Raw genomic sequence first — 23,802 nt, forward strand, 5'->3', positions numbered from 1 at the left:
CGCCCCGCCCCTCACCCGCCGCGCTGCTTCTCCGGCTCGGCCTTGGAGAGGGTGACGGAGATGACGTCGAGCAGGACCTCCAGCTTGAAGGGCTTCGCCAGGAAGCCGGCCACCGCGTGTCCCTGGAGCACCGAGCGGGACGCGGAGGACATCACCACCACGGGGATGCGCTGGGCGCGGGCATCCAGCGCCCGGGCCATGAGGAAGCCGCGGCCGTCCATCAGCGGCATCATCAGGTCCAGGAGCACCAGGTCCGGAGCCCGCTCCGCCAGCAGCCGCAGGCCGTCCTGGCCGTCGCGGGCGGTGAAGGCCTCGTAGCCCTCGTCCTGGAGGATCTCGCACAGGGTGGCCGCGAGGATGTCCTCGTCCTCGATGATGAGGATGCGCCTCATCGCTGTTTCCTTCCACGTGGGGGTCGGGACACCTGTTTCTTCGCGGTCTTCGCGGGTGGGCTCGCTCTCTTCCGGGTGCGATTCCCACTCCGCGCCGTCGCGGGCGCGTGCGGCCGGGGCTGGCCGGTGATGACAGCATCCAGCTCCGCGTAGCTCCCCCGCACCTCCAGGCCCCGGGAGGAGATGGCCAGCTCGCGCAGGTGGGGGTCATTGTCGCTGTCGCGCATCTTCAGCACGGAGACGAGCCGGTGGAGGCGCCCGCTCAGCTCGAAGAAGCGCACGAACAGCACGTTGTCGGCCAGGGCCTCCACGCCCCGGATGGAGGCATGCAGCTCCGGCCCGAACAGCTCGTTCGGCTGTTGGGTCAGCAGCACGGTGACGTCCCTGTCCCGGAGCGTGTTGAGCAGCGCCGCCAGGAAGCGCATGGTGCGCCCGGCGTCGGAAGCCTCCAGGACGAGCGACTCCAGGCCATCCAGGAGGAGGCGGCGGCACCCGCGCTGCTCCACCAGGGAGACGAGGTCCTGCGCCAGCGAATCCGGCAGCGTCTCCACCGGCGCGCGGACCTCCACATGCACCCGGCCGGCCTCCACCCACTTGCGCAGCGGCAGCCCCACGGAGTCCGCCTTGAGCAGCAGCTGCGCGGCGCCCTCGCCGAAGCCGAAGTACAGGCCCGGCTCACCGCTCGCCGCGCCCTCCGCGAGGAAGTGGAGCCCGAGCAGCGTCTTGCCACCTCCCGGGCTGCCCAGCAGCAGCGTGGACGAGCGCGTGACGAGCCCGCCCCCACACATCGCATCCAGGCCGGGGATGCCCCAGCGCGAGCGCCGGCTCGGGTCCGCGACCTTCTCGGAGCCGCTGCGGTGGAGCGCCTCGTAGCGGGGGAAGATGCAGACGCCGTTCTGGTCGATGGTCAGGGTGTGCCGTCCGGACAGGTTGTTGCTGCCCCGGAACTTGATGACCTCCAGGCCGCGGATGGCCTTCAGCCCCACGCGCTCCAGCTGGAGTGAGAGGATGCCGTCCGCCATGACGTGCTCGACGTCCGTCGTCTTGGCCTCCTCGGAGGAGATGAGGAAGGTGGTGCAGCCCGTCAGGCTCGTGCGCACCGAGAGGGACTGGAGGAACTCCCGCAGCGGCACGTGCGCGCGGATGTGCTCGCGCACCACGTTGAACCCGTCGATGACGAGCACCTGCGCCCCCTTGTCCCGGAGCACCTGGCTGAGGAGCTCCAGCAGCGCCCGCGCCCCACCCTCCTTCAGCGCGTTGACGCCGCTGACGTAGTGGACGTGCGTGCCCACCAGCTCCTGCTGGAAGAACGCCAGCGAGCGCAGGTGGAGCACCATCCGCGCGTGGGTCTCCGTGAGCATCGTCACGTAGACGGACGACACGCCCTGCTTCGCCAGGTTGAAGCACATCTGGTTGGCGAGCGTCGTCTTCCCCGTGCCCGGCGGGCCCGTGAGGATGTACAGCCCGCCCCGGAGCCAGCCTCCGCCCAGGATGGGGTCCAGATGAGGCGTGCTGCTCGAGAGCCGTGAGTCCTCCGCCTCCGGAGGGATGGAATCCACGCGTGTTGCTCCTTCCGCCACTCACACTGTCGTCTTCGGGACGATGAGCATTGGGAGCACACGCATTCACTCCCGGCCGGCGCTCCGGCCTCAGGGCAGGCGGGCGGGCGGGCGCGTGGAGGTGCGGCCGCTCAAAAAGACGAGGGCCGCCTCCCCGCGAGAGGGAGACGGCCCCAAGCCTTCAGCCGCGCCACGGGGGCGCGGCCCGCATCACGCGGCCTTCGGGTCCATGTAGTCCTCGATGGGCGGGCACGAGCAGACCAGCTTGCGGTCCCCGAGCACGTTGTTGAGGCGGCCCACGGACGGCCAGAACTTGTTCTCGCGCACCCACGGGGCGGGGAAGACGGCCTGCTCGCGCGAGTAGGGCCGGTTCCACTCCGGGGCGGTGAGGACGCGGGCGGTGTGGGGCGCGTTCTTCAGGACGTTGTTGTCCTTCGGCATGCGCCCCTCCTCGATGTCGCGAATCTCCTGGCGGATGGCAATCATCGCGTCGCAGAAGCGGTCCAGCTCCGCCTTGGACTCGGACTCCGTGGGCTCAATCATCAGCGTGCCCGCCACCGGGAACGACACGGTGGGCGCGTGGAAGCCGAAGTCCATGAGGCGCTTGGCCACGTCCTCCACCTCGACACCCGACGTCTTCTTGAGCGGGCGCAGGTCGACGATGCACTCGTGCGCCACCTTGCCGCGCTTGCCGCGGTAGAGCACCGGGTAGTGGGGCTGCAGCCGCTCGGCGATGTAGTTGGCGTTGAGGATGGCCAGCTTGGTGGCCTGGGTGAGGCCCTCGCCGCCCATCATGGTGGCGTACATCCACGAGATGAGCAGGATGCTGGCGCTGCCCCACGGGGCCGCGGAGATGGCGCCGATGGCCTCGCTGCCGCCCGTCTGGATGACCGGGTGGCCCGGCAGGAACTTCACCAGGTGGCTGGCCACGCAGATGGGGCCCATGCCCGGGCCGCCACCGCCGTGCGGGATGCAGAACGTCTTGTGCAGGTTGATGTGGCACACGTCCGCGCCGACGAGGCCCGGAGCCGTGAGGCCCACCTGCGCGTTGAGGTTCGCGCCGTCCATGTACACCTGGCCGCCGCGCTCGTGGATGACGGAGCAGATCTCCTGGATGTCCTCCTCGAAGACGCCGTGCGTGGAGGGGTACGTCACCATCAGCGCCGCCAGCTGGTCCTTGTGCTGGTCCGCCTTGGCGCGCAGGTCCGCGAGGTCGATGTTGCCGTCCTCGTCGCACTTGGTGACGACGACCTTGTAGCCCGCCATCACCGCGGAGGCCGGGTTGGTGCCGTGCGCGGAGGAAGGAATCAGGCACACGTCGCGGTGCGCCTGGCCGCGGCTCTGGTGGTACGCGCGGATGACGAGCAGGCCCGCGTACTCACCCTGGCTGCCGGCGTTGGGCTGCAGCGAGCACCCGGCGAAGCCGGTGACGGCGGTGAGCATGCGCTCCAGCTGCTCGAAGATGACCTTGTAGCCGGCCGCCTGCGAGGTGGGGGCGAACGGGTGCAGCCGGCCGAACTGCGGCCACGTCACCGGAATCATCTCCGCGGTGGCGTTGAGCTTCATGGTGCAGCTGCCCAGCGGAATCATCGAGTGCGTGAGGGACAGGTCCTTCGCCTCGAGCCGCCGGATGTAGCGCAGCATCTCCGTCTCGGAGTGGTAGCTGTTGAAGACGGAGTGCTCGAGGAACGCGCTGCTGCGGCGCAGCCCCTGCTCCACCGGGCTCTCCACCGGGGTGGTGCCCAGGTCGTACAGCGAGGGAACACCGGCCTTGCCCGTGCCGGTGGCGAAGGCCGCGAGGATGGCCTCCACGTCCGAGGGCCGCGTCGTCTCGTCCAGGGACACGCCCACCGTCTTGTCGTCGATGCGGCGGAAGTTCATCCGCGCCTGCTCGGCGGCGGACAGCACCGCGCGCACCTGCGCCCCGGTCAGCTCCACGCGCAGCGTGTCGAAGTACTGGGCGTGCTTCGGCGCCAAGCCCAGCTTCGTCAGGCCGCGCGCCAAGAGCGCGGTGAGGCCGTGCACGCGCTCGGCGATGGCCTTGAGCCCCTTGGGCCCGTGGTAGACGGCGTACATGCTGGCGATGACGGCCAGCAGCACCTGCGCGGTGCAGATGTTGCTCGTCGCCTTCTCGCGGCGGATGTGCTGCTCGCGCGTCTGCAGCGCCATGCGCAGCGCGCGCCGGCCCTGCGCGTCCTCGGACACGCCGATGAGGCGGCCCGGCATGACGCGGGTGTAGGCATTCTTCGTGGCGAAGTAGCCGGCGTGCGGGCCGCCGTAGCCCAGCGGGACGCCGAAGCGCTGCGCGCTGCCCACCGCCACGTCCGCGCCGAACTCGCCCGGAGGCGTGAGCAGCGTGAGGCTCAAGAGGTCCGCCGCGACGATGAGCAGGCCGCCCGCGGCGTGCACCTTCTCGCCGAAGCCCCGGTAGTCGTACACCGCGCCGTCGGTGGACGGGTACTGCACCAGCGCGCCCACGTACTTCTTCGCGGCCAGGTCCACCGTGCGGTGGTCGCCCACGACGACCTCCACGCCCAGCGGCTGGGCGCGGGTGCGCACGACGTCGAGGGTCTGCGGGTGGCAGGCCTCGGACACGAAGAAGGCCGCGCCCGACTCCTCGCCCTTGAGGTGCAGGGCCAGCCCCATGGCCTCGGCCGCGGCGGTGCCCTCGTCGAGCAGCGAGGCGTTGGCCACCTCCAGGCCCGTCAGGTCCATGATGACCGTCTGGAAGTTGAGTAGCGCCTCCAGCCGGCCCTGGGCAATCTCCGCCTGGTACGGCGTGTACTGCGTGTACCAGCCCGGGTTCTGGAAGATGTTCCGGAGGATGACGTTCGGGGTGTGGGTGTCGTGGTAGCCCATCCCGATGAACGAGCGGAACACCTGGTTCTTCGCGGCAATCGCCTCCAGCTCCGCCAGCAGCTCGTGCTCACCGCGCGGCGCGCCCAGCCGCAGCGGCTCCTTGGCGCGGATGGCCGGCGGGACGGCCTGCTCGATGAACGCGTCGAGCGAGGTCACCCCCAGGGTGGCCAGCATCTTCTTCAGCTCGTGCTCGTCCGGACCGTTGTGCCGGCCGGCGAACGACTCCTGATACTTCCAATTCAAGGACATGGCAGTCGGGCTCGCGTGCGAGTCGGAAAAATCGAGGACCGTCACTAACAGCCGGGCGGTAGCGCTTCAGTGCTACGCGTTCTTGAGCAGGTCGGCGTACGCGGCGGCATCCATGAGCGCGTCTACCTGCTTGGGGTCCGACAGCTCGACTTCGACAATCCACCCCGCCCCGTAGGGGTCCGTGTTGACGGTGGAGGGGTTGTCCGCCAGCGCGTCATTCACCTTCACCACGGTGCCGGTGAGCGGCGAGTACAGCTCCGACACGGCCTTGGTGGACTCGATGACGCCGAACTGCTTGCCCTCGGTGAGGGTGGCGCCCACCTTGGGCAGCTCCACGTACACCACGTCGCCCAGCGACTCCTGGGCATGGGCGGTGACACCCACCACCACCACCTTGCCCTGGACGCGGGCCCACTCGTGCTCACGGGTGTACTTCAGGTCGCCGGGAATGTTGTCGGCCATGTCGTTGCTCCTCAAATGGGGCTGGATGCTTCAGGGCTTCTTGTAGAACGGCGTCTTCACCACCACGGCGGGCACGGGGCGGCCACGGATGTCCACGTCGAAGGTGGAGCCCTCCGCGGAAAGCTCGGCCGGCACGTAGCCGATGCCGATGGGCTTCTTCACGGACGGGCCCATGGTGCCGCTCGTCACCTCGCCCACCGGCTTGCCGTCCTTGTGGATGGCGTAGCCATGGCGGGGGATGCCGCTGCCCGTCACCTCGAAGCCCACCAGCTTGCGCTTCACGCCCGCGGCCTTCTGCGCCACCAGCGCGTCCTTTCCAATGAAGGCAGGCTTGTCGAGCTTCACAATCCAGCCGAGGCCGGCCTCGAGCGCGGTGTGGGCGTCGTCGATGTCGTTGCCGTAGAGGGCGTACTTCATCTCCGTGCGCAGGCTGTCGCGAGCGCCCAGGCCGCACGGCTTCACGCCGTCCTGCTGGCCTTCGGTGAGCAGCGCGTCCCAGAGCTTCACCGCGTCGTCGGGCGCGCAGTACAGCTCGAAGCCGTCCTCGCCGGTGTAGCCGGTGCGGGAGATGATGCTCTTGACGCCCGCCACCTCGCCCTCGGCGAAGCGGTAGGTGCCAATCTTCGAGGTGTCCGTCTTCGTCAGGCGCTGGACGAGGCCGGCGGCCCTGGGGCCCTGCACGGCGATCTGCGCCCAGTCGTCCCCGCGGTCCACGGGCTTGACGCCCTTGGCGTGCTCCTTCATCCAGGCGAAGTCCTTCTCGCGGTTGCTGGAGTTGACGCAGATGAAGATGCGCTCGGGGCTGAAGCGGTAGGCGACGATGTCGTCCACGAAGGTGCCCCGCTCGTTGAGCAGGCCCGCGTACACCGCCTGGCCGTCCGAGATGCGGGCGAGGTCATTGGAGATGAGGCCGTTGACCGTCTCCAGCGCGCCGGGGCCGGAGAACTCCACCTCGCCCATGTGCGAGACGTCGAACAGGCCGACGGCGGTGCGCACGGCCTCGTGCTCGCCGATGACGGACGAGTACTGCACCGGCATGTCCCAACCGACAAAGTCCACCATCCGAGCGCCCAGCTTGCGGTGGGCGTCGTTGAGAGGCGTACGCCGGGCCATCATCTTCTCCTGGAGGGGTGTGGAAAACGGCGCGGACTATAGCCGCGAGACTTCGCCAATCAAGGCCGACGGGGACCGTCTACACTGGGGCAGACATGAAGATTCGTAATCGGTTGAATCCATCCAACCCCTGCTTCTCCTTCGAGTTCTTCCCGCCGAAGACGGACGAGGGCGTGGCCAACCTCCTCAAGACACTGGAGGACCTGGCGCCGCTGCAGCCCGGCTTCGTGTCGGTGACGTACGGGGCCGGCGGCAGCACGCGCGACCGGACGGTGGAGCTGGTCACCCGCATCAAGAAGGAGACGGGCATCGAGGCCATGGCGCACCTGACGTGCGTGGGCCACTCGCGCGAGGAGCTGCGCGAGCTGTTGAAGCGGCTGGCGGACGCCAGGCTGGACAACCTGCTGGTGCTGCGCGGGGACCCGCCGCTGGGCGAGAAGCAGTTCGTGCCGACGCCGGGCGGCTTCCAGTACGCGTCGGAGATGGTGCGATTCATCCGAGAAGAGGATTTCAACTTCTGCCTCGGAGGGGCGTGCTATCCGGAGGGCCACGTGGAGACGCTCTCCCGGGACGACGACCTGCGTCATCTGAAGGAGAAGGTGGACGCGGGACTGGACTTCGTCGTCACGCAGCTCTTCTTCGACAACGCGTTCTTCTTCGACTTCGTGGAGCGGGCCCGTCGCGCGGGCATCAACGTCCCCATCGTCCCCGGCATCATGCCGATCACGAACTACGAGCAGCTCCAGCGCTTCACGCGGATGTGCGGGGCCACGGTGCCCATGCGGCTGGCGCTCCAACTGGAGCGGGTGAAGGACCAGCCGGACGCGCTGGTGCAGCTCGGCGTGGCGCATGCGACGGTGCAGTGCATGGAGCTGTTGTCGCGCGGCGTGCCCGGCATCCACTTCTACACGCTCAACAAGTCCCCGGCGACGCGGATGATTGTGAGCGCCCTGAGAGCCCGCTCATGAGTGGTCCTGGAATCCAGCTCCCCCCCACCGACCCGCGCCACAAGGTGCTGAACATCGTCCGGCCGCCGGCGTTCTTCCTGCTGTGCGTGGGCGTGCTGAACATCATCTATAACGTGGCCGGCTTCATCCTGGCGGCGCTCCGGGTGACGTCGCCGTTCACCCCGGCGGGCGCCACGCCCACCGCGCTGGAGCTGAGCCCCACGCTGGCGCTGATGCTGCTGGTGGGCATCCTCTGCGGCGTGCTGTCCACGTGGGGCGCGCTGAACGCGCTGAACCTCAAGGGCTACGGGCTGGCCACGGTGGGAGGCATCACCGCGCTGTACATCCTGTCTCCCGGGTGCGTCATCGGCGTGCCCGTGGCCATCTGGATGATGTTCACCCTGCGCCGCGACGGCGTGCGCGAAGCCTTCCAGGCCTGAAGGGCCGCCCCATGCGCACCCTGCGATTCCTGCTGACCGGGCTGGGCAACGTGGGCCGGCCCTTCCTCGAAATCCTCCACGAGCGCGCGGCGCTGATGCGCGAGCGGTACCGGCTGGAGCTCGTGCCGGTGGGCGTGGCGGACTCGGGAGGCGCGGCGGTGGACGCACGCGGGCTGGACGTCCCGGCGGTGCTGGAGGCGAAGCGGGCGAAGCGCTCGGTGGCGACGCTGCCGGGCGTGGGCCGGCCGGGGATGGGCGGGCTGGCGCTGGTGCGCGAGGTGGAGGCGGACGTGCTGCTGGACGCCACGCCGACGAACCTGAAGGACGCGCAGCCCGGACTGGACATCGTGCGCGAGGCGCTGCGGCGGGGGATGCCGGCGGTGCTCGCGAGCAAGGGCCCGCTGGTGCTGGCGTTCCAGGAGCTGGCGGCGCTGAGCGACTGGACGTCCCCCCGGAACCCGGCGCTGCGCTTCAGCGGCGCGGTGGGCGGGGCGCTGCCCACCGTCAACGTGGGCTGGAGGGACCTGGCGCTCGGGAAGCTGGGGCTGCTGGAGGGCGTGCTGAACTCCACCAGTCACCTGATGCTGTGCCGGATGGGCGAGGGGCGCACGTACGAGGAAGCGCTCAAGGAGGCGCAGGAGGCTGGCATCGCCGAGCCGGACCCGACGCTGGACGTGGACGGCTGGGACACGGCGAACAAGCTGGTCATCCTGGCCAATGCCGTGCTGCGCGTGCCCACGACGCTGAAGGACGTGGCGGTGACGGGCATGCGCGGGGTGACGCGCGAGGAGCTGGACGCGGCGCGGGCGCGCGGTGGACAGGTGCTGCTGCTGGCGCGCGCGGAGCCTCGAGGGGATGGGACGTGGGCGTTGAGCGTGAAGCCCACGGTGGTGGGGGGAGAGCATCCCCTCGGGCGCCTGGGCGCGCGGGACATGGGGCTGGTGTACCGCAGCGACATCCACGGACGGGTGACGCTGCTCAGCGGCGACGAGGGCGCGTGGGGCGCGAGCGCGGCCATGCTGCGCGACGTGCTGGACGTCGCGCGGGAGTAGGGCCCCCGGTGGACTCCGGGGCGCGAGTCCCTGCATGTTCACAGCGATGGCATCGTCACCGTCAACACCTGCTCCGCAGGCGACAGCGACACCCTCACGGGCTGGCAATTGGAGGTACCGCCGGCCGCGCCCGCGTCGGGTGCCTGGCCCCCTTGCGGCTGCACCGCCGAGAGACAGACCTTGTAGGAGCCTGGACTGACACTGGCGAAGCGCGCCGGCTCCGTCGGAGAGAGAGTCTGCACCTGGGAAGCCCCCTCCTGCGTGGCCGAGGTGCCCTGGGGGCCCGAGGCCAGGAGCAGCACCCGGGCCAGGGCCGCGCGCGCCTGCCCCTCCGGAGACTCCGCGCGGACCAGCAAGGTCACCTCTCCCCGAGGCAGCTCCAGGTCCGCGCGCGCCATGGCATTCGCGGTGACGGTGACAGTGGCCCGCTGCACCTGTTGGCCGGCGCCGGAGTCCACCACCGCCGCCACCGTGTACGTCCCGGGCGCGAGGCTGTCGAAATGGAAGCCCCCTTCCGTCCCGGTACTGCCGCTCGTCCCGCCCGCCGGGGAGCTGGGGTTGGTCACGATGATGAGCGCGCCGCTGACAGGCTCACCACCGCGCCGCACCGTCCCCTCGAGCTGTCCCACCGCCTCCAAGCGCAGTTCCACGCCTGTCTGGTCCGCCATGCCCTCCTCCACCCGGAGGAAGCGCGAGCGGCCCTGCTCGGCATGCTCGGCGGCGAGCTGCAGCGGGGAGATGGCGAGCCCTTCCAGGGAGAAGCGTCCCTCCGCGTCCGTTTTCACCTGCTGGAGGCCATGCTCCAGCTCCGCGGCCTGGCCCACCACCACCCCGCGAAGGGGCTGCGAGACGGAAACGGTGGCATCCGCGACAGGCGCCCCACCCCGGTCCACTACCCGACCGGAGAGCTGACGCCCTCGCTGAAGCTCCAGCGCGCCCAGGTTCGTATCCTGGTCCTCCTCCACCTTGACGCGCGGAATCGGCTTCGTGAGGAAGCCACGGCCGGAGACGTACAGCGTGTACTCGCCCGCGGGAATGTCCTGGAGCCGGAAGCTTCCGTCACCTGCGCTGAACGTCACCCCCGACGCCCCACGAAGGGTGACAGTGAAGGACTCCGGAACCGAGCCGTCCGCCTTGCGCACGTGGCCCGCCACGGCCCCCCCTCGGCGCAGGCGCAGCACCACCTCCGAATCGCCCGTTTCGGCCTTCACCGGCTCCACCAGCCAGGCCAGACGCTGGTGCCCGGGTGTGCCTGGAGGCGCCGCGCGGAGCTGATAGGCCCCCGGCACCAGCCCGCGCAGCTCGAAGCGCCCGCCGGCGTCCGCCACCGTGGCGAGGCTCCCACGCAGCGTGCCCTCCACGCGTCCGCGCGAGAGGGGCGAGGCGGGCTCGGCCATGACCACGGCCTCGCCGATGGGCTGGCCGCTGGAGGACTCCACGCGTCCCCGAACCATGCCGTTGGCATCCAGGATGAGTTCGAGCTGCTCCCCCGCGCCGTCCTGGGCGAGGTCGACGAAGCGGGTGGTGGACGAGGCCGAGGCGTGAACGGCGGCCACCGCTACGCGCCGCCTGGGCAGGTCCTCCAGGAGGAAGGCGCCCCGCGCGTCGCACGTGGCCTGCCGTGCGATGGAACGGCTCATGCCTTCGTCCAAGACCACCCGTACGACGGCGCCCGACACGGGCTGGCCATGGCCATCCACCACCGTGCCGGACAGGCGGGCCGCGTCGCCCAGGGTGACCGTGACGCCCTCCGCCGCACGTTGCCCGTCCAGCCGTACCGGCGTGGACGTCCCGGGGGCATGCCGGCTGCCGGAGGCGGTGAAGCGGTAGGTACCAGCATCGAGGTTCTCCATCCGCCAGCGGCCCTCCGCGTCCGCCGTCACGCCATCCCAGCGCGCATCCGTCAATGCCTGCGTGGTACGGGTCTGCGGCAGCGGGGTGACACGAGCGCCCGGAACCGGGGTGCCGCGAGCATCCACCACCGTGCCGGACACCGCCGCACCGGAGCGCAGCTCCACCTGCACCGACTGCGGCACGGCGGAGGCCGCTCCCACATCCACCACGCGCCACACCGGGGAGAAGCCTGGCGCCGAAACCTTCAGCGTGTGGCGTCCCGAAGGCAGTCCTTGCAGCAGCGCCAGACCGGAGGCATCCGCGTCCACGGCGCGCGGCCTGGGCACCCGCAGCTCCACGCTTGCGCCTCCGAGCGCGCGGCGCGAGCCCGCCTCCACCACGTGGACCTGGAGCGATGCCGCCGCGACGAGATGGAGGACGACCGGCTCGGTGCGCTCGTTCAGCCAGAACGTGACGGGGCCCGCCATCTCCGAGTCATGGAATGCCTCGAGCTGCCAGGCACGCGCGGGCAGCCGGGTGAAGAGAAAGGTGCCGTCCTTACCCGTCCGCACCGGTGCCACCGCGCTGGAGTCCAACCGGACGAGCGCGCCCTCTACGGGCAGCTCCCGCGAGTCCAGCACCAGCCCCTGCAGGCGCAGGGCCCCTGCGGCATCCGCATCCGCCACGAGCGCGAGCGCGGGCACCTCGGAGGGCCCGCGATTCCGGGCCTGGGGACCCGCCACCGCCACGGCTCGCGCCGCGCCCCGAGGCTCAGCCGGAGACCGGGATTGCACCTCGGCTCCCGGGGCTGGGGCTGTCAGCGCTCTTCCCAGGAGGAAGGCCACGACGACCACCACCCCACCGATTGCCAGCATCAGGAATCGCTTCATCACCATTCCAGCCAACGAAGGAAGAGAAAGGAAAGCGGGAGGCCGCCACAAGCGCGACGGCCTCCAGGACAGGTGCGGGAGCGCCTGTCGGAACAACCCGCACTAGTTGTCGAAGGTGGTGTCGTTCAGCGCGTCGGCGGTCGTGCCACCGCCGGGGTTCGCGAGGCCGAACTCGTAGATCTCGTAGTAGTAGATGACGTCCGGGCCTTCGATGATGGTGATCTCGTAGTAGTAGAGCGAGCTGTCGACCGTGCCGGAATGCGAGTCGCTCACAGCGGCCGCGGCAGGCAGGGAGTAGGACATGCCGGCGAAGCCAGCGAGGAGGCCGAGCAGGCCGAAGCGAGCAAACATCTTCTTCATGAAACAACTCCTGGGGTTGTGCGTGGGTGAGCGTGACGGCAGGCGCCGGCCGAAACCAGACCTGACTTCACGGGCCCCCTGACCGGCTCACGCCAGCGGGGGTTGCCTGGGCTGTTCCTGGAGCGTCAACGGAGCGGGCTCGGCCGAGGCCGCAACGGGCCTCCACCGCCGCCACTGCCGGGCGAGCCACCTCCCCACGGCCCGGTACTCATCATCATCCATGAGTGCCAGGTCCACGGAGGCCATGAAGAGCGAGAAGGTGATGAGCCCCAGGAACAGCGCGATTCCGAGATGAAAGGTGAGCCCCAGCACCACGGCGACACGCCGGGTGTAGCGGTTCAGGAAGAGCAGGAATGGGAAGGCCACCTGGAAAGCCACTGTGCAATACGTCAGTAGCGTGACCACGATGGCGTTGCCGTAGATGAGCTCCGTGAAGCCAGGCCAGACGAACTGGCCTCCACGGAAGGCATGGTAGACGGCCGTGCCATCCTGCCAAGCCCCACCCTGGACCTTGTAAAGACCCGCGACGCCATACACGAGGCTGATCTGCATGGCGAATGCGAGGAGAGCCGTGTTGTGGAGCATGGCCTGGAACTGCCCCCAGGCGCCGCCTGGCTGAGGACGTGTCGCGCGCCGCTTCTCGTCCAGGGAGAACCAGGCCCCCACGTCAGCGAACATCGCGTAGACGAGAACCAGGTGGATGATGTTGTCACCGCCATCCCAGATTCCCGGGAAGCGTTGATGAAGCGACCAGGTGAAGAACCAGGTCAGCGGGGTGGTGATGCGCGTGTGCCAGCCCACCAGCCACAGCAGGGAGACCAGCAGTCCCAGGTGGAAACACACCTCGAACCACGGCAGCGAGCGGCTCCAGGCGTAGACGGAGAAGTTCGCCGAGTGGGTCATCTCGGTCGCGAAAGTGTCCCAGGGCCACAGCCCTTCGGGTCCGAAGAGCACCCGTCGCTGGGCATGGTTGACGAGGTACTGGATGATGATGGCCGCGCCTGCGCAGATGCGAAACAGGCTGGCTCCCATGAGGAACCGGGGCTGGCCCATGCGCGTGACAAATCCATCCCAGCTCCCGGCAGGAGTCTGAGCCACCTCGGAATGTGTAGGGCTCACAGCGTCTCCGTTGCCTCGAAGGGATGCCAGTCAGAGTCCGCGTATGAAGTCTCACCCGACTCTTCTGGCTCCATCCGGCGCGAGAAGGGAGGCGCCTGGATGGTTGCGATACGGACCCGGACGTCACGGATCTGCTCCCCGGGATGAAGGCTTGCACATGCCGCTGAGGCCACACGAATGACCAGCCGGAAGCCTCGCTCACGCCGTTGCTTGCGCTGCTGTTCCACCAGGGCAACCGCTTGACGATACGGCTCGCTGTCTTCGGGCTTCTCCAGCAAGCGGCGGGCGACCTCGTCGTCCTGAGCCTGGCTCATCTTCACTCCCGCCAGCTGCGCCCTGTCCAGGCGGTCTGCTGGCGTCAGCCGATGCCGCTGCTTCAGTTCACGCAAAGGTCGGGTGATGTTGACGAAGGGATGCTCACGCACCTCTCCCCGCGCATCCTCTGCGCGGCAGGAAACCAGGAGGTATTTCGTCCGTGCCGCCACGTCCGGCCCGAAAAGAGTCCAGCGCTGAGCAAAGAATGGCTCCATATAGCCATCCAGCAGCGAGGACACTCTCAACTTCGCCGGATTGATGGGGGTCAGATATGCAAGGGTGATTCCGAAATGCATCACAATGACCAGCAACAACACCGCAGGAGCAATGCGAACCAACCGCCTGCCCAGAGCATCTCCACCCTTGTCAGCCAAAGACACACCTCGCGCGCAAGGGAAATCACAAGCACCAGCAAGGTCTGATTTCTACTGCCATACAGAAACAACAGTCAATAGGGGCTACAGCGAAGACAGACAATTCCTGGAGGGTCAGACTTCACTCCCCCCGGGGCATTGACATGCGTTCGTGAGAAGGAATAAGGCCCAGGGCAGCAAAAACTCGATTCATCCCGGAAAAACAAGACAAAGAAGCAAAACGGACGACTGACGCGGAGCCCTTGCCGGCATGCATTCCCTGGCATGAGGACTCGGCGCCATGTCCGCTGCTTCCTGGCTCAGTCCCGGGCGTGGGCCAGCAGCTTCTTCATCAAGGGCTCCAGCAGTTCCTTGCCACGAAGCGCGGAGCGCCAGCGCTCGGGAATCCCCTGCACGCCGTGGATGAGCCCGGCGATTCCGCCCGCCACCGCCGCCGTCGTGTCCGTGTCGTGCCCCAGCCGGATGGCCGCCTTCACCACGCCCTCGTAGTCCCGGCCCGCCACCACGCACTGCTTCGCCGAGCGCAGACAGTCCACGACGTAGCCGGAGCCGTTGCCCGGTGGCTCGTCCGCGTCCGGACGCACGATGTTCGTGTCCAGCTCCGTGCGCGCCTCGAAGCCCTCCGGGTACAGCTCGCGGAAGGTGGCCAGCGCGTCGGCCCACGGGTCCGCGGCGCCTTCCAGGATGCGCCGGGCCCATAGACAGTACAGCGCACAGCAGGCCTGCGAGCGCATGTGTCCGTGCGTCACCCGCGACTGCGTCATCGCATCCGAGGCCAGCTTCGCGTCGTCGCCCTTGTGCCAGAGCGCCATCGGCAGCACCCGCATCAGCGAGCCATTGCCGTTGTCGCGCTCGCCCTTCGGCCCGGCCATCAGCGCGGGCGCCCCCGCGCGGAAGTGGGCCAGCGCCGTGCTCGTCTGGATGCCGACGTCGAACACCTTGCCGTCCACCGCGAGGTAACCCCACTCGTACCAGTTCACCAAACGCCGGCCGAGGTCCTCCAGGTCCAGGTGGCCGTGGTACAGCAGCGAGTCCAGCAGGCACAGCGCATGCGCCCCATCGTCGGACCAGGTGCCCGGGGGCACGCCGTCGTGCGCGCGGTGGAAGCCGGCGGGCGGCTCGAACTCGATGGCCTCGGTGGCCGGAATCTGCCCGGGCGAGTGGAACTCGTAGGGCACCCCGAGCGCATCACCAATCAACAGCCCGTACAGCCCACCAGCAATGCGTTCCTCGCGCGTCGGCATGTGTACACTCTCCCCTGCCCCCCGGCCATCCTGCATCCAAACGCTTTACCCGTGCCACCCTCCCGCGTGATGGCGCGCGCCATGGAATACTGCGGCGCATGCGAACTCTCATGTTCCTGACGCTCGCGGTGGGCCTGCTTGCCGGTTGCGGTGGCACCCACCGCAACCGCGACGACGCCACTGTTCCCGCTGGCGGTGTCTGCCAGTCCAGCACCCAGTGCAGCATCGACTACACCTGCGCGGGCTGCCCGAACGAAGCCGCCCACTGCCTCGAAGGGTGCTCGACGGATGCGGACTGTTCGGAAGGCACCTGTGAACAACAGCAGTGCCTCACCTGCCCCTGCCCTGGCCGCTGCGTGACGTAGCCCTCCGTATCACCCGGAGAGCACGGGAGTGCCCCCGAGGGAGGCCAGGCAGCCTCGCCGTCTGTCGACACGAGCCGGGAGGCCCGGGCCCCTGGAGCGATACCGGTTCCCCTGCGGACTTCCCACCGTTGGACGGACCCTCAAGGGTCGGGGGAGAACCGTCATGCGGATAAGGAACGTCAGGGGTGCGCTGCTGGTGGGAGCCCTGGTGTCGGGCGCGATGGCGGGAGGAGGCTGCGCGAAGCGCCCGGCTCCGGAGGCTGACGGCACGAGCCAGGGCGGTAGCACGAGCGCCCGCGGCTCGAGTCCGAGCACGACGGGCAGCCGCACGACCGCGGGTGCCGCGAGCGGGCACGGTGGAAGCAGTACGGTCGGCACTCGCGGCACGGCCAGCTCGACGGGCACGAGTGTCTTCGCGCCCCGGACCCGCGGCCCGAGGCGCAGCGGAGGCAGCATCACGGGCGGCAGCAGCACCACAGGCTCGGACCTGGGGCGCAGCACCAGCGGCTCCAGGATGGGCGGCGGAAGCAGCTCGGGAACGCGCGAGGACGGTGACTGAGCAAAGGGGCCAGGCCATGAAGAGCTTCAGCACCCGAACCACCATCCAGGCGACGCCCGAGCGCATCTGGCGGCTCCTCACGGATGCGCCGGCCTACCCCGCGTGGAACCCGACCGTGGAGTGGGTCGATGGCCGTATCGCCAAAGGCGAGCGCATCAAGGTCCACGCCAAGGTCAGCCCCGGCCGAGCCTTCCCCGTGAAGGTGAGCGAGTTCGTCACCAACACGCGGATGGTCTGGTCGAGCCGCATGCCGCTCGGCCTCTTCAAGGGCGCGCGCACCTTCACCCTCACGAAGGTGCCGGGTGACGCGGTGGAGTTCTCGATGAGCGAGGTCTTCACCGGCCCGCTCGCGGGCCTCATCGGGAAGTCGATTCCCGACCTGCAGCCCTCCTTCGACGCGTTTGCCCAGGCGCTCAAGGCAAAGGCCGAGGCCCACCCGGCGCGCTGAGCCAGGCGCGCCGGGGACACGTCAGCTGCGGTTGAGGCGCGCCTGCGTCACCTTGCCGCCCGCGTCGTAGTCGATGACGAAGGACTCATACGACGGACCGAACGGGGACGCGCCCAGCTCGTACACCTCGCTGGTGCCGTGCTGCCGGTCCGGCTCGCCGAGCAGCTTGCGCACGTCGTCGCGGCTCATGCCCTCCAGCGTGTGCTTCCGCTGCAGGTCCACCACCATGCCGACGCGCGGGTTGTTGCGCGCACCACTGCCCTTCTGCGCCTTCCACTGCTCCGAGTCGAAGGCTCCCTTCTGCGAAGTCGACACCCGATAAACCCCCAGCGCTATGAGTAGGGCCGCCGCGACGCCGAAGAGCTTCCAGCGTCGCGCGCTCCCCATTCTACGGGCAACCGGCCCCCCCTGGCTCATCGATGCAGCTTACCGCGCGCTCGCGTTGCCGTCAGGCAGCGGCTGGCCACCCGTGCCCGGGACGCGGTCCGACAGGCCGTGCTGGCCGTACGGGACGCGGTCGCTCCACTGGAGGTTGCTCTTGTCGTCGAGCACCACCATCCGCCCGTCCGTCACGGCCTGCTGCACCAGCGTGGCCAGCTCCTCGGGAGAGGCATTGGGGTTCGCCAGGGCAATCTCCCGGCCCACCTGGTTGTTGTAGAGGTCCATCGCCTCGCGGTCGGCGTAGTTGCCCGGCAGGCCCTCGTGCGCGGTGGCGAACTGCTGCGTCCACTCCGCGCCGAACTCGCGCGTCATCAGCGCGTTCCAGTAGGCGTGACGGAAGGCGTCGCGGTGGCCGTCGTTGTTCATCCACTCCTGCTGGTCGCCCGGCGCAATCCCGCCCGGGACGCTGGAGGGGTTCGGGTAGAGCCGCTCCGACACGTCGAAGGCCTGGTCCTTGATGTCGTTGAACTTGTTCAGGCCCAGCAGGCCCCGGTCGACGGAGAGCTTGTCCAGCAGCTTCGCCTCGGTCTGGGTGACGTTGTACTCGCCGGCGAACGGTACGGGGATGATGCCCAGGCCCTTCGGGCGCCACTTCACCATCGTGTCGTCCTGGACCTGGTAGTCGCGCTCGATGCCCGCCAGGTCGGGACGGCCGGCCACCGCGGCGCCGGCCGCACCCGCCGCCGCGCCCACACCCGCGCCGGTTCCCGAGCCCGAGCCCGAGCCCGTCCTGCCGGAATCGAAGGAGCTGGTGCCATCCCACCCGGCCACCTGGACGCGGGGCTGCGACGTGGGGCCGCTCGCGGGCTGGGACTGGGGCTGGGACGTCGAACGGGTCTGCTCGGGCCCGGAGATGCCGAGGCGCTTCGCGACGCCGCCAATCAGGTCACGGCCGATGGAAGAGATGGACATGAAGGCTTCCCCCTATGAAACGAATGACTTTTCCCATTATCGGAGAGCGCGGGTTGGAAGTTGCCGCGAGCCAGGACATGCCCAAACGTCCCACATCCGAGCAGGTCGACCAGGCCCTCCGGAATCCGCACTACCACGACCGCTCGCCGGGCCTCCTCGACGTGCTCAAGGCGCTCCCGGACGACGTGGACCCGGTGCTGGCGGCCCGGGCCGCGCTGAGCCTCATCGGCGACAGGGGCGATGCCAGCTGGCTCTTCGCGCGGACGTGCCGGCGGCTCCCGGTGCCGGTCATCCGCGCCCTCCTGGATCTGCTCGAGGCCGACCGGAGGCCCGACGCCTTCATCCTCCGCGAGTACGTCCCGCGCGACGCGGAGGCGGACACACTCGCCGCCGACTGGGACGAGGCGCTCCAGCTCCTCCTCAACCTGCAGAGTTCGTACGCGTTGGGCTCGAAGCAGAAGCGGGCCAATATCCAGGCGCTGGCGAGGCGGCCGCGCGTCCTGCAGGCCCTGCAGACGGCCGCCGTGGCGTGCGAGGAGGTGCCCCTGGTTCTGCTCGCCGTGCTCGCCGCCGATGCGTCGGAGGCGTCGGTCGACGCGTTCATCCCCCACGTGGAGCGGGCGGTGCGGACGCAGGGCTGGGAGCTGGACCGGCTCCAGAACCTGCGCACCCACGCGCGCGCCACGCCGGTGATGGAGGACCTGTTCTCGCGCCTGGAGGCGCTCATCGCCGCACGGCGGGCCCGCTCCCCCGCGCTCGGCTTCGCGCAGGCCCTCGGCTTCGGTGAGCTCGACACCTTCTGGTTCCAGGTCTTCCTTTTCTCCGCCGCGTCCGAGGGCATACGGGAGTTCCGGTACCAGGTGCACCTCACCGTCGACAGCCGCAAGGCGCGCTGGTTCGCCGTCAGCCTCACCGATGTCAACGCCGTCGACGTGCTCCGCTCGAAGAGAACCTCCTTCAAGAGCGACGAGGTGCAGTGCGACGAGCTGGAGCTGGGGACGTGCGAGCCGGACAAGCTCCCGGCGTGGCTCGCGAGCGCGGCCGGGAAGTTCGGCCTCCGGTGGAACTTCGACGGGATGAGCCTGAGCACCAGCCTGCGTGGGAAGAAGCGCACGCAGCTGGAGCGCTGGCTGCGCGGCGGGTAGCCACGAGGCCACCGGGCCTCACTTCCCGGCGCGCTTGGCGGCCTCCAGCGTGTTGCGGATGAGCATGGCGATGGTCATCGGCCCCACCCCTCCGGGAACAGGGGTGATGAAGGAGGCGCGCTCCGAGGCCGCGGCGAACTCCACGTCGCCCACCAGCTTGCCCTCGGGCGTGCGGTTCATGCCCACGTCGATGACCACCGCGCCGGGCTTGATCCACTCGCCCTTCACCAGCTCGCGCACGCCCACCGCGACGACGACGATGTCCGCGCCCTCCACCTCGCGGCGCACGTCGCTCTTGCTGTGGGCGATGGTCACCGTGGCGTTCTTCTGCAGCAGCATCAGCGCCATGGGCTTGCCCACGATGTTGCTGCGCCCCACCACCACCGCGCGCTTGCCGGCCGGGTTGCAGCCAACCTCCTCCAGCAGCCGCATGATGCCGTACGGCGTGCAGGCCCGCGTCGCCGGCCGCCCCAGCAGCAGGTTGCCAGCGTTCATCGGGTGGAAGCCGTCCGCGTCCTTCTCCGGCTTCACCGCGGAGATGATGACGTCCGGGTCGATGTGCTTCGGCAGCGGCAGCTGCACCAGGATGCCGTGCACGGCCGGGTCGTCGTTCAGCTTCGCGACCAGCGCCAGCAGCGCTTCCTGGGTGATGCTCTCGTCGGGGTGGTGCTCCCAGGAGTTGAAGCCCACCTCCTCGGCGGCCTTCTTCTTCCCGGTGACGTAGACCTTCGACGCGGGGTCCTCGCCCACGCGCACCACCGCGAGGCCGGGGACGATGCCGCGCTCCGCCTTGAGGCGCGCGACCTCCGCCTTCACCTCTGCCCGGACCCGCGCCGCCACTGCCTTGCCGTCGATCAACTGGGCCATCACGCGGGCACTCTATGTGCGAAACTCCCCGCCAGGAAGGGAGCGAAACCTCGGACATGGGCGCGGGCAAGGTTCTGGGCGCGATGATTGGACTGATGGTGGGGCTGCTCATCGGCAATCCCCTGGCCATCGTCCTGCTCGCCATCGCCGGGGGCGTCGCCGGTCACTTCTACGACGAGCAGCACGCCCTCCCCCTGGAGTCCCCCGAGGTGATGGCCGACTTCCCGCCCGTGTCCCTCCAGGACCTCGCCAACGAACCGGACACCGGCCCGGAAGACGACGAGGGCCGGCAGCTCGCCAGGGACCTCTGCGCCCTCTTCATCGAGGTGGCCCATGCCGACGGAGACGTCCGCCGCGAGGAGGTGCGGGAGATTCGCCGCTACTTCGAGCAGGTGCTCGGCTATGGCCCCGAGTCGCTCCAGCTCGTGCGCAGCCACCTGAAGGAGTTCCTCGCCCGCCCGCCCGACCTGGACGCCGCCGCCGACGCCTGCCAGGCCCAGCTCCCTGCGGCCGAGCGCCGCCGGCTGTTGGACAGCCTCTTCGAGCTGGCCCTGGTGGACGGCTCGCTCCAGCGCTCCGAGCGGGAGGCGCTGCGCCGCGCGGCCCGGGGGCTGGGCATGTCCGAGGACGAAGAGCATGAGGTCGCCGCCCACCATCTGGGAGAGGCCGACGCGCACTACGCCGTGCTCGGCCTGCCCCCGGACGCCAGCGACTCGGACGTGAAGCGCGCCTTCCGGCGGCTCGCCGCCGAGCACCACCCGGACAAGGTCTCCCACCTGGGAAGGCAGGCCGCCGAGCAGGCCGCCCGCCGCTTCCAGGAGGTCCGTGACGCCTACGAAGAGATACGGCGACTGCGCGGCCTGTAGCGCCGGATTACATCCCCAGAGTCGCCCAGGACGAGGACACTCCCCGCCATGAGCCAGCAGCGCAGCGGCCCCCCGAAGAAGAAGGATGAGGCGTTCCACAACAACCCCTTCAAGTCCGCCATCAAGGCGCTGAAGGACCAGGAGAAGAAGGAGGCCCAGGACAAGGCCGCCGCCGAGAGCGCGAAGAAGAAGGCCGCGCCCCCGCCTCCCATGAAGGCGAAGAAGGCCGAGAAGGTCCGCGAGGAGGACGAGGCCGCCCTCTTCTACTCCGCCATGGACGGCGTGAAGCAGGTGACCCACCGCGGCGAGCCGCCGCCCGCCCCCAACCCGCGCCTGCCGGAAATCATCGACGAGAACGCCGAGGCCCTGGCCCAGCTGTCCGAGCTGGTCGCAGGCCCTGGGGACTTCGACTTCTCCGGCACCGACGAGGCCTTCGAGGGCGCCGGCCCCGGCATCGACCGGAACCTGCTGCGCTCGCTGCGCCGGGGCGACTTCGCCATCCAGGACCGCCTCGACTTGCACGGCCAGACGCAGGTCCAGGCCCGGGAGTCCGTGGAACGTTTCCTGAGCGACAGCCGCCGCGCCAAGAAGCGGTGCGTCCTCATCATCCACGGCCGCGGTTTGAACTCCAAGGACCAGGTCCCCGTGCTGAAGGAGCAGCTGCGCGGATGGCTGGCGCAGAAGCGCATCGGGAACATGGTGCTCGCGTTCGCTACCGCACGTCCGCAGGACGGTGGCTCGGGCGCCGTCTACGTGCTGCTCCGCAAGTAGCCGGCGGCAACCTTTACGCGCGCCCTGGCCTGTGCATACATGCCGCCATGGCACGCGATCTCATCGACCTGCATATCCACGTGGGTGGCGCGGTGGCGCCCCACATCCTCTGGTCCATCGCCCACCAGCAGGGCTTCAAGCTCCCCGTAAAGAACTACTTCGACTTCGTGGAGCTCATCACCTCGCGTCCGGGCAAGGTGGGCAGCCTCGACGACTACCTGAAGATCCTCCACACCTGGACGGAGAAGATCCAGTCCTCGCCCAGCGCAATCGAGCGCTCCGTCTACGAGGTCATCGGCAAGGAGTACCGCGGCAGCCGCGTGACGCAGATGGAGCTGCGCTTCAACCCCATGAAGCGCAACCTCAACTCCGAGCTGGACCTGGACCACATCATCCACGCCGCGCTGCGCGGCATGGACCGCGCGGTGCTGGAGTACGGCGTGAAGATGGGGCTCATCTTCTGCCTGGCCCGTGAGTTCGACCACCGGCTCAACAGCATCATCGTGGACAAGGCCATCAAGTACCGCAGCCGCGGCGTGTACGGCATCGACCTGGCCGGCACGGAGACCAACGCCATGGAGCTCAAGCCGGAGGTCGTGGCGCAGTACGAGGACCTCTTCGCGCGCGCGCGCCGCGCCGGCCTCAAGTGCACCGTGCACACCGGCGAGACGAAGGGCACCGGCGCCGAGGGCGTCATGGCCGTGGTGGAGAAGCTCAAGCCGCACCGCATCGGCCACGGCATCCGCGCCGCGTACGACGAGGCGGCCATGAAGGTGCTCCGGGAGAACGACATCGTCCTGGAGCTGTGCCCCACGTCCAACCTGCACACCAAGGCAGTGGAGGGCGTGGAGGAGCTGCGCCACATCGTCCGCACCTTCTGGGACCGCAAGGTGAAGTTCACCATCAACACCGACGGCCCCTACCTGCTCGAGACGGACATGCGCCGGGAAATCGAAATCATCGAGCAGAACGGCATCCTCACGCCCGAGCAGGTGGACCAGACGCTCGCCTGGGCCCGCCAGTCCTCGTTCATCCCCGCCTGAGCGTGCCCATGTACGGACTCACCCGCTCGCTCCTCTTCCAGCTCTCCGCGGAGCGCGCGCACCGGCTGGGCATGGCCGGGCTGCACCAGCTCGGCCGCGCCCGGGACCTCTGTGAGGCCCTGCGCGAGCGCGCGCTCGAGGGCGCCACGCCCGGCATGGCCGTGGAGGTGGCGGGCCTGCGCTTCGCCCACCCCGTGGCCCTGGCCGCCGGCCTGGACAAGGACGCCGAGGCCGTGGACGGCCTCTTCGCGCTCGGCTTCTCCGCGGTGGAGATTGGCACCCTCACGCCCCGCCCCCAGCCCGGCAACCCACAGCCGCGCCTGTTCCGCCTCCCGGAGCACCGCGCCGTCATCAACCGGATGGGCTTCAACAACCACGGCGCCCAGGACGCCGCCACGCGCCTGCGCGCGCGCACGTGGCGCCCCGGCCCGCTGGGCGTGAACATCGGCAAGAACAAGGACACACCGCTGGAGCAGGCGGTGGACGACTACGTGGCCTGCGTGGACGCGCTGGGGCCCCTGGGTGACTACGTGGTCGTCAACGCCTCGTCCCCCAACACGCCCGGGCTGCGCAAGCTGCAGGAGCCCGAGCAGCTGGGCCAGCTGCTGCGCGCGGTGCAGGCGAGGCTGGCCTCGGTGGCGCCCGGCAAGCCGCTCTTCCTCAAGATTGCCCCGGACCTCACGCCCGAGGCCGTGGACGAGGTGGTGGACGTGGTGCGCGCATGCGGCCTCGCGGGCCTCATCGCCACCAACACCACGGTGGCCCGGCCCTTCGAGCACCCGCTGGCGAAGGAGGCCGGCGGCCTGTCCGGCGCCCCCGTGCGCGAGGCGGCCAACGCCGTCATCCGCCGCGCGTACCTGCGCAGCGGCGGCGCGCTGCCCATCATCGGCGTGGGCGGCGTCTTCACCGCGAAGGACGTCTACGAGAAGCTGCGCGCGGGCGCGTCCGTGGTGCAGGTCTACACGGGCTTCATCTACGAGGGGCCCGGCATGGTGGGCCGCATCCTCCCCGCCCTGGCCACCCTGCTCGCCCGTGACGGCTTCAAGCAGGTGACGGACGCCATTGGCGCGGATCACCGGGGCCCCGGCACCACCGCTCCCCCGCCCGCCCCACAGGTGGGGGCTCGGGAGCACGTGTAGGCCGGCGACCAGGGACTTCGGGACAAAAAAATGAGCGC

The 23,802-nt window shown here is 69.5% G+C and carries 23 protein-coding genes; 10 read left to right on the forward strand and 13 right to left on the reverse strand.

Going from position 1 to position 23,802, the window contains the following annotated elements:
- Window positions 1-11 precede the first annotated feature (11 nt).
- The 5 genes from LXT23_RS34515 to gcvT form a co-directional block, all read right to left on the reverse strand.
- The gene (locus LXT23_RS34515; protein WP_253984651.1) at window positions 12-392 is read right to left on the reverse strand and encodes a response regulator transcription factor; all 381 of its coding nucleotides are present in this window, start codon (window positions 390-392) and stop codon (window positions 12-14) included.
- Entirely contained in the window at window positions 389-1,951 is a 1,563-nt protein-coding gene (locus LXT23_RS50460) for an ATPase domain-containing protein (RefSeq protein WP_253984652.1), read from the reverse strand. Before LXT23_RS50460 ends, LXT23_RS34515 begins: the two co-directional genes overlap by 4 nt.
- Before the next feature lie 210 nt (window positions 1,952-2,161).
- Entirely contained in the window at window positions 2,162-5,059 is a 2,898-nt protein-coding gene (gcvP, locus tag LXT23_RS34525; protein WP_253984653.1) for an aminomethyl-transferring glycine dehydrogenase, read from the reverse strand.
- A 72-nt stretch (window positions 5,060-5,131) separates the two neighbouring features.
- Window positions 5,132-5,521, reverse strand: a complete 390-nt coding sequence (gene gcvH / locus LXT23_RS34530; RefSeq protein WP_253984654.1) for a glycine cleavage system protein GcvH — start codon at window positions 5,519-5,521, stop codon at window positions 5,132-5,134.
- Between the two features lie 30 nt (window positions 5,522-5,551).
- On the reverse strand, window positions 5,552-6,634 hold the full coding sequence (gene gcvT, locus LXT23_RS34535; protein ID WP_253984876.1) for a glycine cleavage system aminomethyltransferase GcvT: 1,083 nt from the start codon (window positions 6,632-6,634) through the stop codon (window positions 5,552-5,554).
- A gap of 95 nt (window positions 6,635-6,729) precedes the next feature.
- Between gcvT and metF the strand changes: the two genes are divergently transcribed.
- The 3 genes from metF to LXT23_RS34550 are packed head-to-tail and all read left to right on the forward strand — an operon-like array spanning window position 6,730 to window position 9,073.
- Window positions 6,730-7,602 (forward strand): methylenetetrahydrofolate reductase [NAD(P)H], encoded by an 873-nt coding sequence (metF, locus tag LXT23_RS34540; protein WP_253984655.1) that lies wholly within the window; start codon window positions 6,730-6,732, stop codon window positions 7,600-7,602.
- Window positions 7,599-8,021 carry a hypothetical protein gene (locus LXT23_RS34545; RefSeq protein WP_253984656.1) on the forward strand — a complete coding sequence of 141 codons (423 nt, stop codon included), beginning with the start codon at window positions 7,599-7,601 and terminating at the stop codon, window positions 8,019-8,021. Before metF ends, LXT23_RS34545 begins: the two co-directional genes overlap by 4 nt.
- Window positions 8,022-8,032: 11 nt before the next feature.
- Entirely contained in the window at window positions 8,033-9,073 is a 1,041-nt protein-coding gene (locus tag LXT23_RS34550) for a hypothetical protein (protein ID WP_253984657.1), read from the forward strand.
- Window positions 9,074-9,111: 38 nt separating this feature from the next.
- On the opposite strand, the gene LXT23_RS34555 is transcribed toward LXT23_RS34550, so the two are convergent.
- The 5 genes from LXT23_RS34555 to LXT23_RS34575 all read right to left on the reverse strand — a co-directional run bounded on the left by LXT23_RS34555 (window position 9,112) and on the right by LXT23_RS34575 (window position 15,208).
- The gene (locus LXT23_RS34555) at window positions 9,112-11,796 is read right to left on the reverse strand and encodes an MSCRAMM family protein (RefSeq protein WP_253984658.1); all 2,685 of its coding nucleotides are present in this window, start codon (window positions 11,794-11,796) and stop codon (window positions 9,112-9,114) included.
- Between the two features lie 102 nt (window positions 11,797-11,898).
- Window positions 11,899-12,156 carry a hypothetical protein gene (locus LXT23_RS34560; RefSeq protein WP_253984659.1) on the reverse strand — a complete coding sequence of 86 codons (258 nt, stop codon included), beginning with the start codon at window positions 12,154-12,156 and terminating at the stop codon, window positions 11,899-11,901.
- A gap of 87 nt (window positions 12,157-12,243) precedes the next feature.
- Window positions 12,244-13,209: a hypothetical protein gene (locus LXT23_RS34565; RefSeq protein WP_253984660.1), complete on the reverse strand. Its 966-nt coding sequence runs from the start codon at window positions 13,207-13,209 to the stop codon at window positions 12,244-12,246.
- Window positions 13,210-13,271: 62 nt separating this feature from the next.
- Window positions 13,272-13,964: a DUF5819 family protein gene (locus LXT23_RS34570; protein ID WP_253984661.1), complete on the reverse strand. Its 693-nt coding sequence runs from the start codon at window positions 13,962-13,964 to the stop codon at window positions 13,272-13,274.
- A gap of 299 nt (window positions 13,965-14,263) precedes the next feature.
- A complete protein-coding gene (locus LXT23_RS34575) occupies window positions 14,264-15,208 on the reverse strand; it encodes an ADP-ribosylglycohydrolase family protein (protein WP_253984662.1) in 945 nt (314 codons plus the stop codon).
- A gap of 98 nt (window positions 15,209-15,306) precedes the next feature.
- Here LXT23_RS34575 and LXT23_RS34580 point away from each other — a divergent pair, with 98 nt between their 5' ends.
- Entirely contained in the window at window positions 15,307-15,573 is a 267-nt protein-coding gene (locus LXT23_RS34580; RefSeq protein WP_253984663.1) for a hypothetical protein, read from the forward strand.
- A 575-nt stretch (window positions 15,574-16,148) separates the two neighbouring features.
- On the forward strand, window positions 16,149-16,580 hold the full coding sequence (locus LXT23_RS34585) for an SRPBCC domain-containing protein (RefSeq protein WP_253984664.1): 432 nt from the start codon (window positions 16,149-16,151) through the stop codon (window positions 16,578-16,580).
- Window positions 16,581-16,601: 21 nt separating this feature from the next.
- On the opposite strand, the gene LXT23_RS34590 is transcribed toward LXT23_RS34585, so the two are convergent.
- Complete coding sequence (locus LXT23_RS34590) at window positions 16,602-16,895, reverse strand: hypothetical protein (protein ID WP_253984665.1); 294 nt, start codon at window positions 16,893-16,895, stop codon at window positions 16,602-16,604.
- A 111-nt stretch (window positions 16,896-17,006) separates the two neighbouring features.
- Window positions 17,007-17,933: a DUF6973 domain-containing protein gene (locus tag LXT23_RS34595; RefSeq protein WP_253984666.1), complete on the reverse strand. Its 927-nt coding sequence runs from the start codon at window positions 17,931-17,933 to the stop codon at window positions 17,007-17,009.
- Window positions 17,934-18,010: 77 nt separating this feature from the next.
- Here LXT23_RS34595 and LXT23_RS34600 point away from each other — a divergent pair, with 77 nt between their 5' ends.
- Window positions 18,011-19,078, forward strand: coding sequence for a hypothetical protein (locus LXT23_RS34600; protein ID WP_253984667.1), 1,068 nt, complete (start codon window positions 18,011-18,013; stop codon window positions 19,076-19,078).
- Between the two features lie 18 nt (window positions 19,079-19,096).
- Here LXT23_RS34600 and folD read toward each other — a convergent pair whose 3' ends face one another.
- Window positions 19,097-19,948 (reverse strand): bifunctional methylenetetrahydrofolate dehydrogenase/methenyltetrahydrofolate cyclohydrolase FolD, encoded by an 852-nt coding sequence (gene folD, locus LXT23_RS34605; protein ID WP_253984668.1) that lies wholly within the window; start codon window positions 19,946-19,948, stop codon window positions 19,097-19,099.
- Between the two features lie 53 nt (window positions 19,949-20,001).
- On the opposite strand from folD, the gene LXT23_RS34610 reads away from it, so the two are divergent.
- The 4 genes from LXT23_RS34610 to LXT23_RS34625 are packed head-to-tail and all read left to right on the forward strand — an operon-like array spanning window position 20,002 to window position 23,764.
- Window positions 20,002-20,811, forward strand: coding sequence for a TerB family tellurite resistance protein (locus tag LXT23_RS34610; protein WP_253984669.1), 810 nt, complete (start codon window positions 20,002-20,004; stop codon window positions 20,809-20,811).
- Between the two features lie 48 nt (window positions 20,812-20,859).
- Window positions 20,860-21,582 carry a Smr/MutS family protein gene (locus tag LXT23_RS34615; RefSeq protein ID WP_253984670.1) on the forward strand — a complete coding sequence of 241 codons (723 nt, stop codon included), beginning with the start codon at window positions 20,860-20,862 and terminating at the stop codon, window positions 21,580-21,582.
- A gap of 47 nt (window positions 21,583-21,629) precedes the next feature.
- Window positions 21,630-22,625, forward strand: coding sequence for an amidohydrolase family protein (locus LXT23_RS34620; protein ID WP_253984671.1), 996 nt, complete (start codon window positions 21,630-21,632; stop codon window positions 22,623-22,625).
- 8 nt (window positions 22,626-22,633) lie between these two features.
- On the forward strand, window positions 22,634-23,764 hold the full coding sequence (locus LXT23_RS34625) for a quinone-dependent dihydroorotate dehydrogenase (RefSeq protein WP_253984672.1): 1,131 nt from the start codon (window positions 22,634-22,636) through the stop codon (window positions 23,762-23,764).
- Window positions 23,765-23,802 lie beyond the last annotated feature (38 nt).

This window comes from Pyxidicoccus xibeiensis, from assembly GCF_024198175.1.
Taxonomy (GTDB): domain Bacteria; phylum Myxococcota; class Myxococcia; order Myxococcales; family Myxococcaceae; genus Myxococcus; species Myxococcus xibeiensis.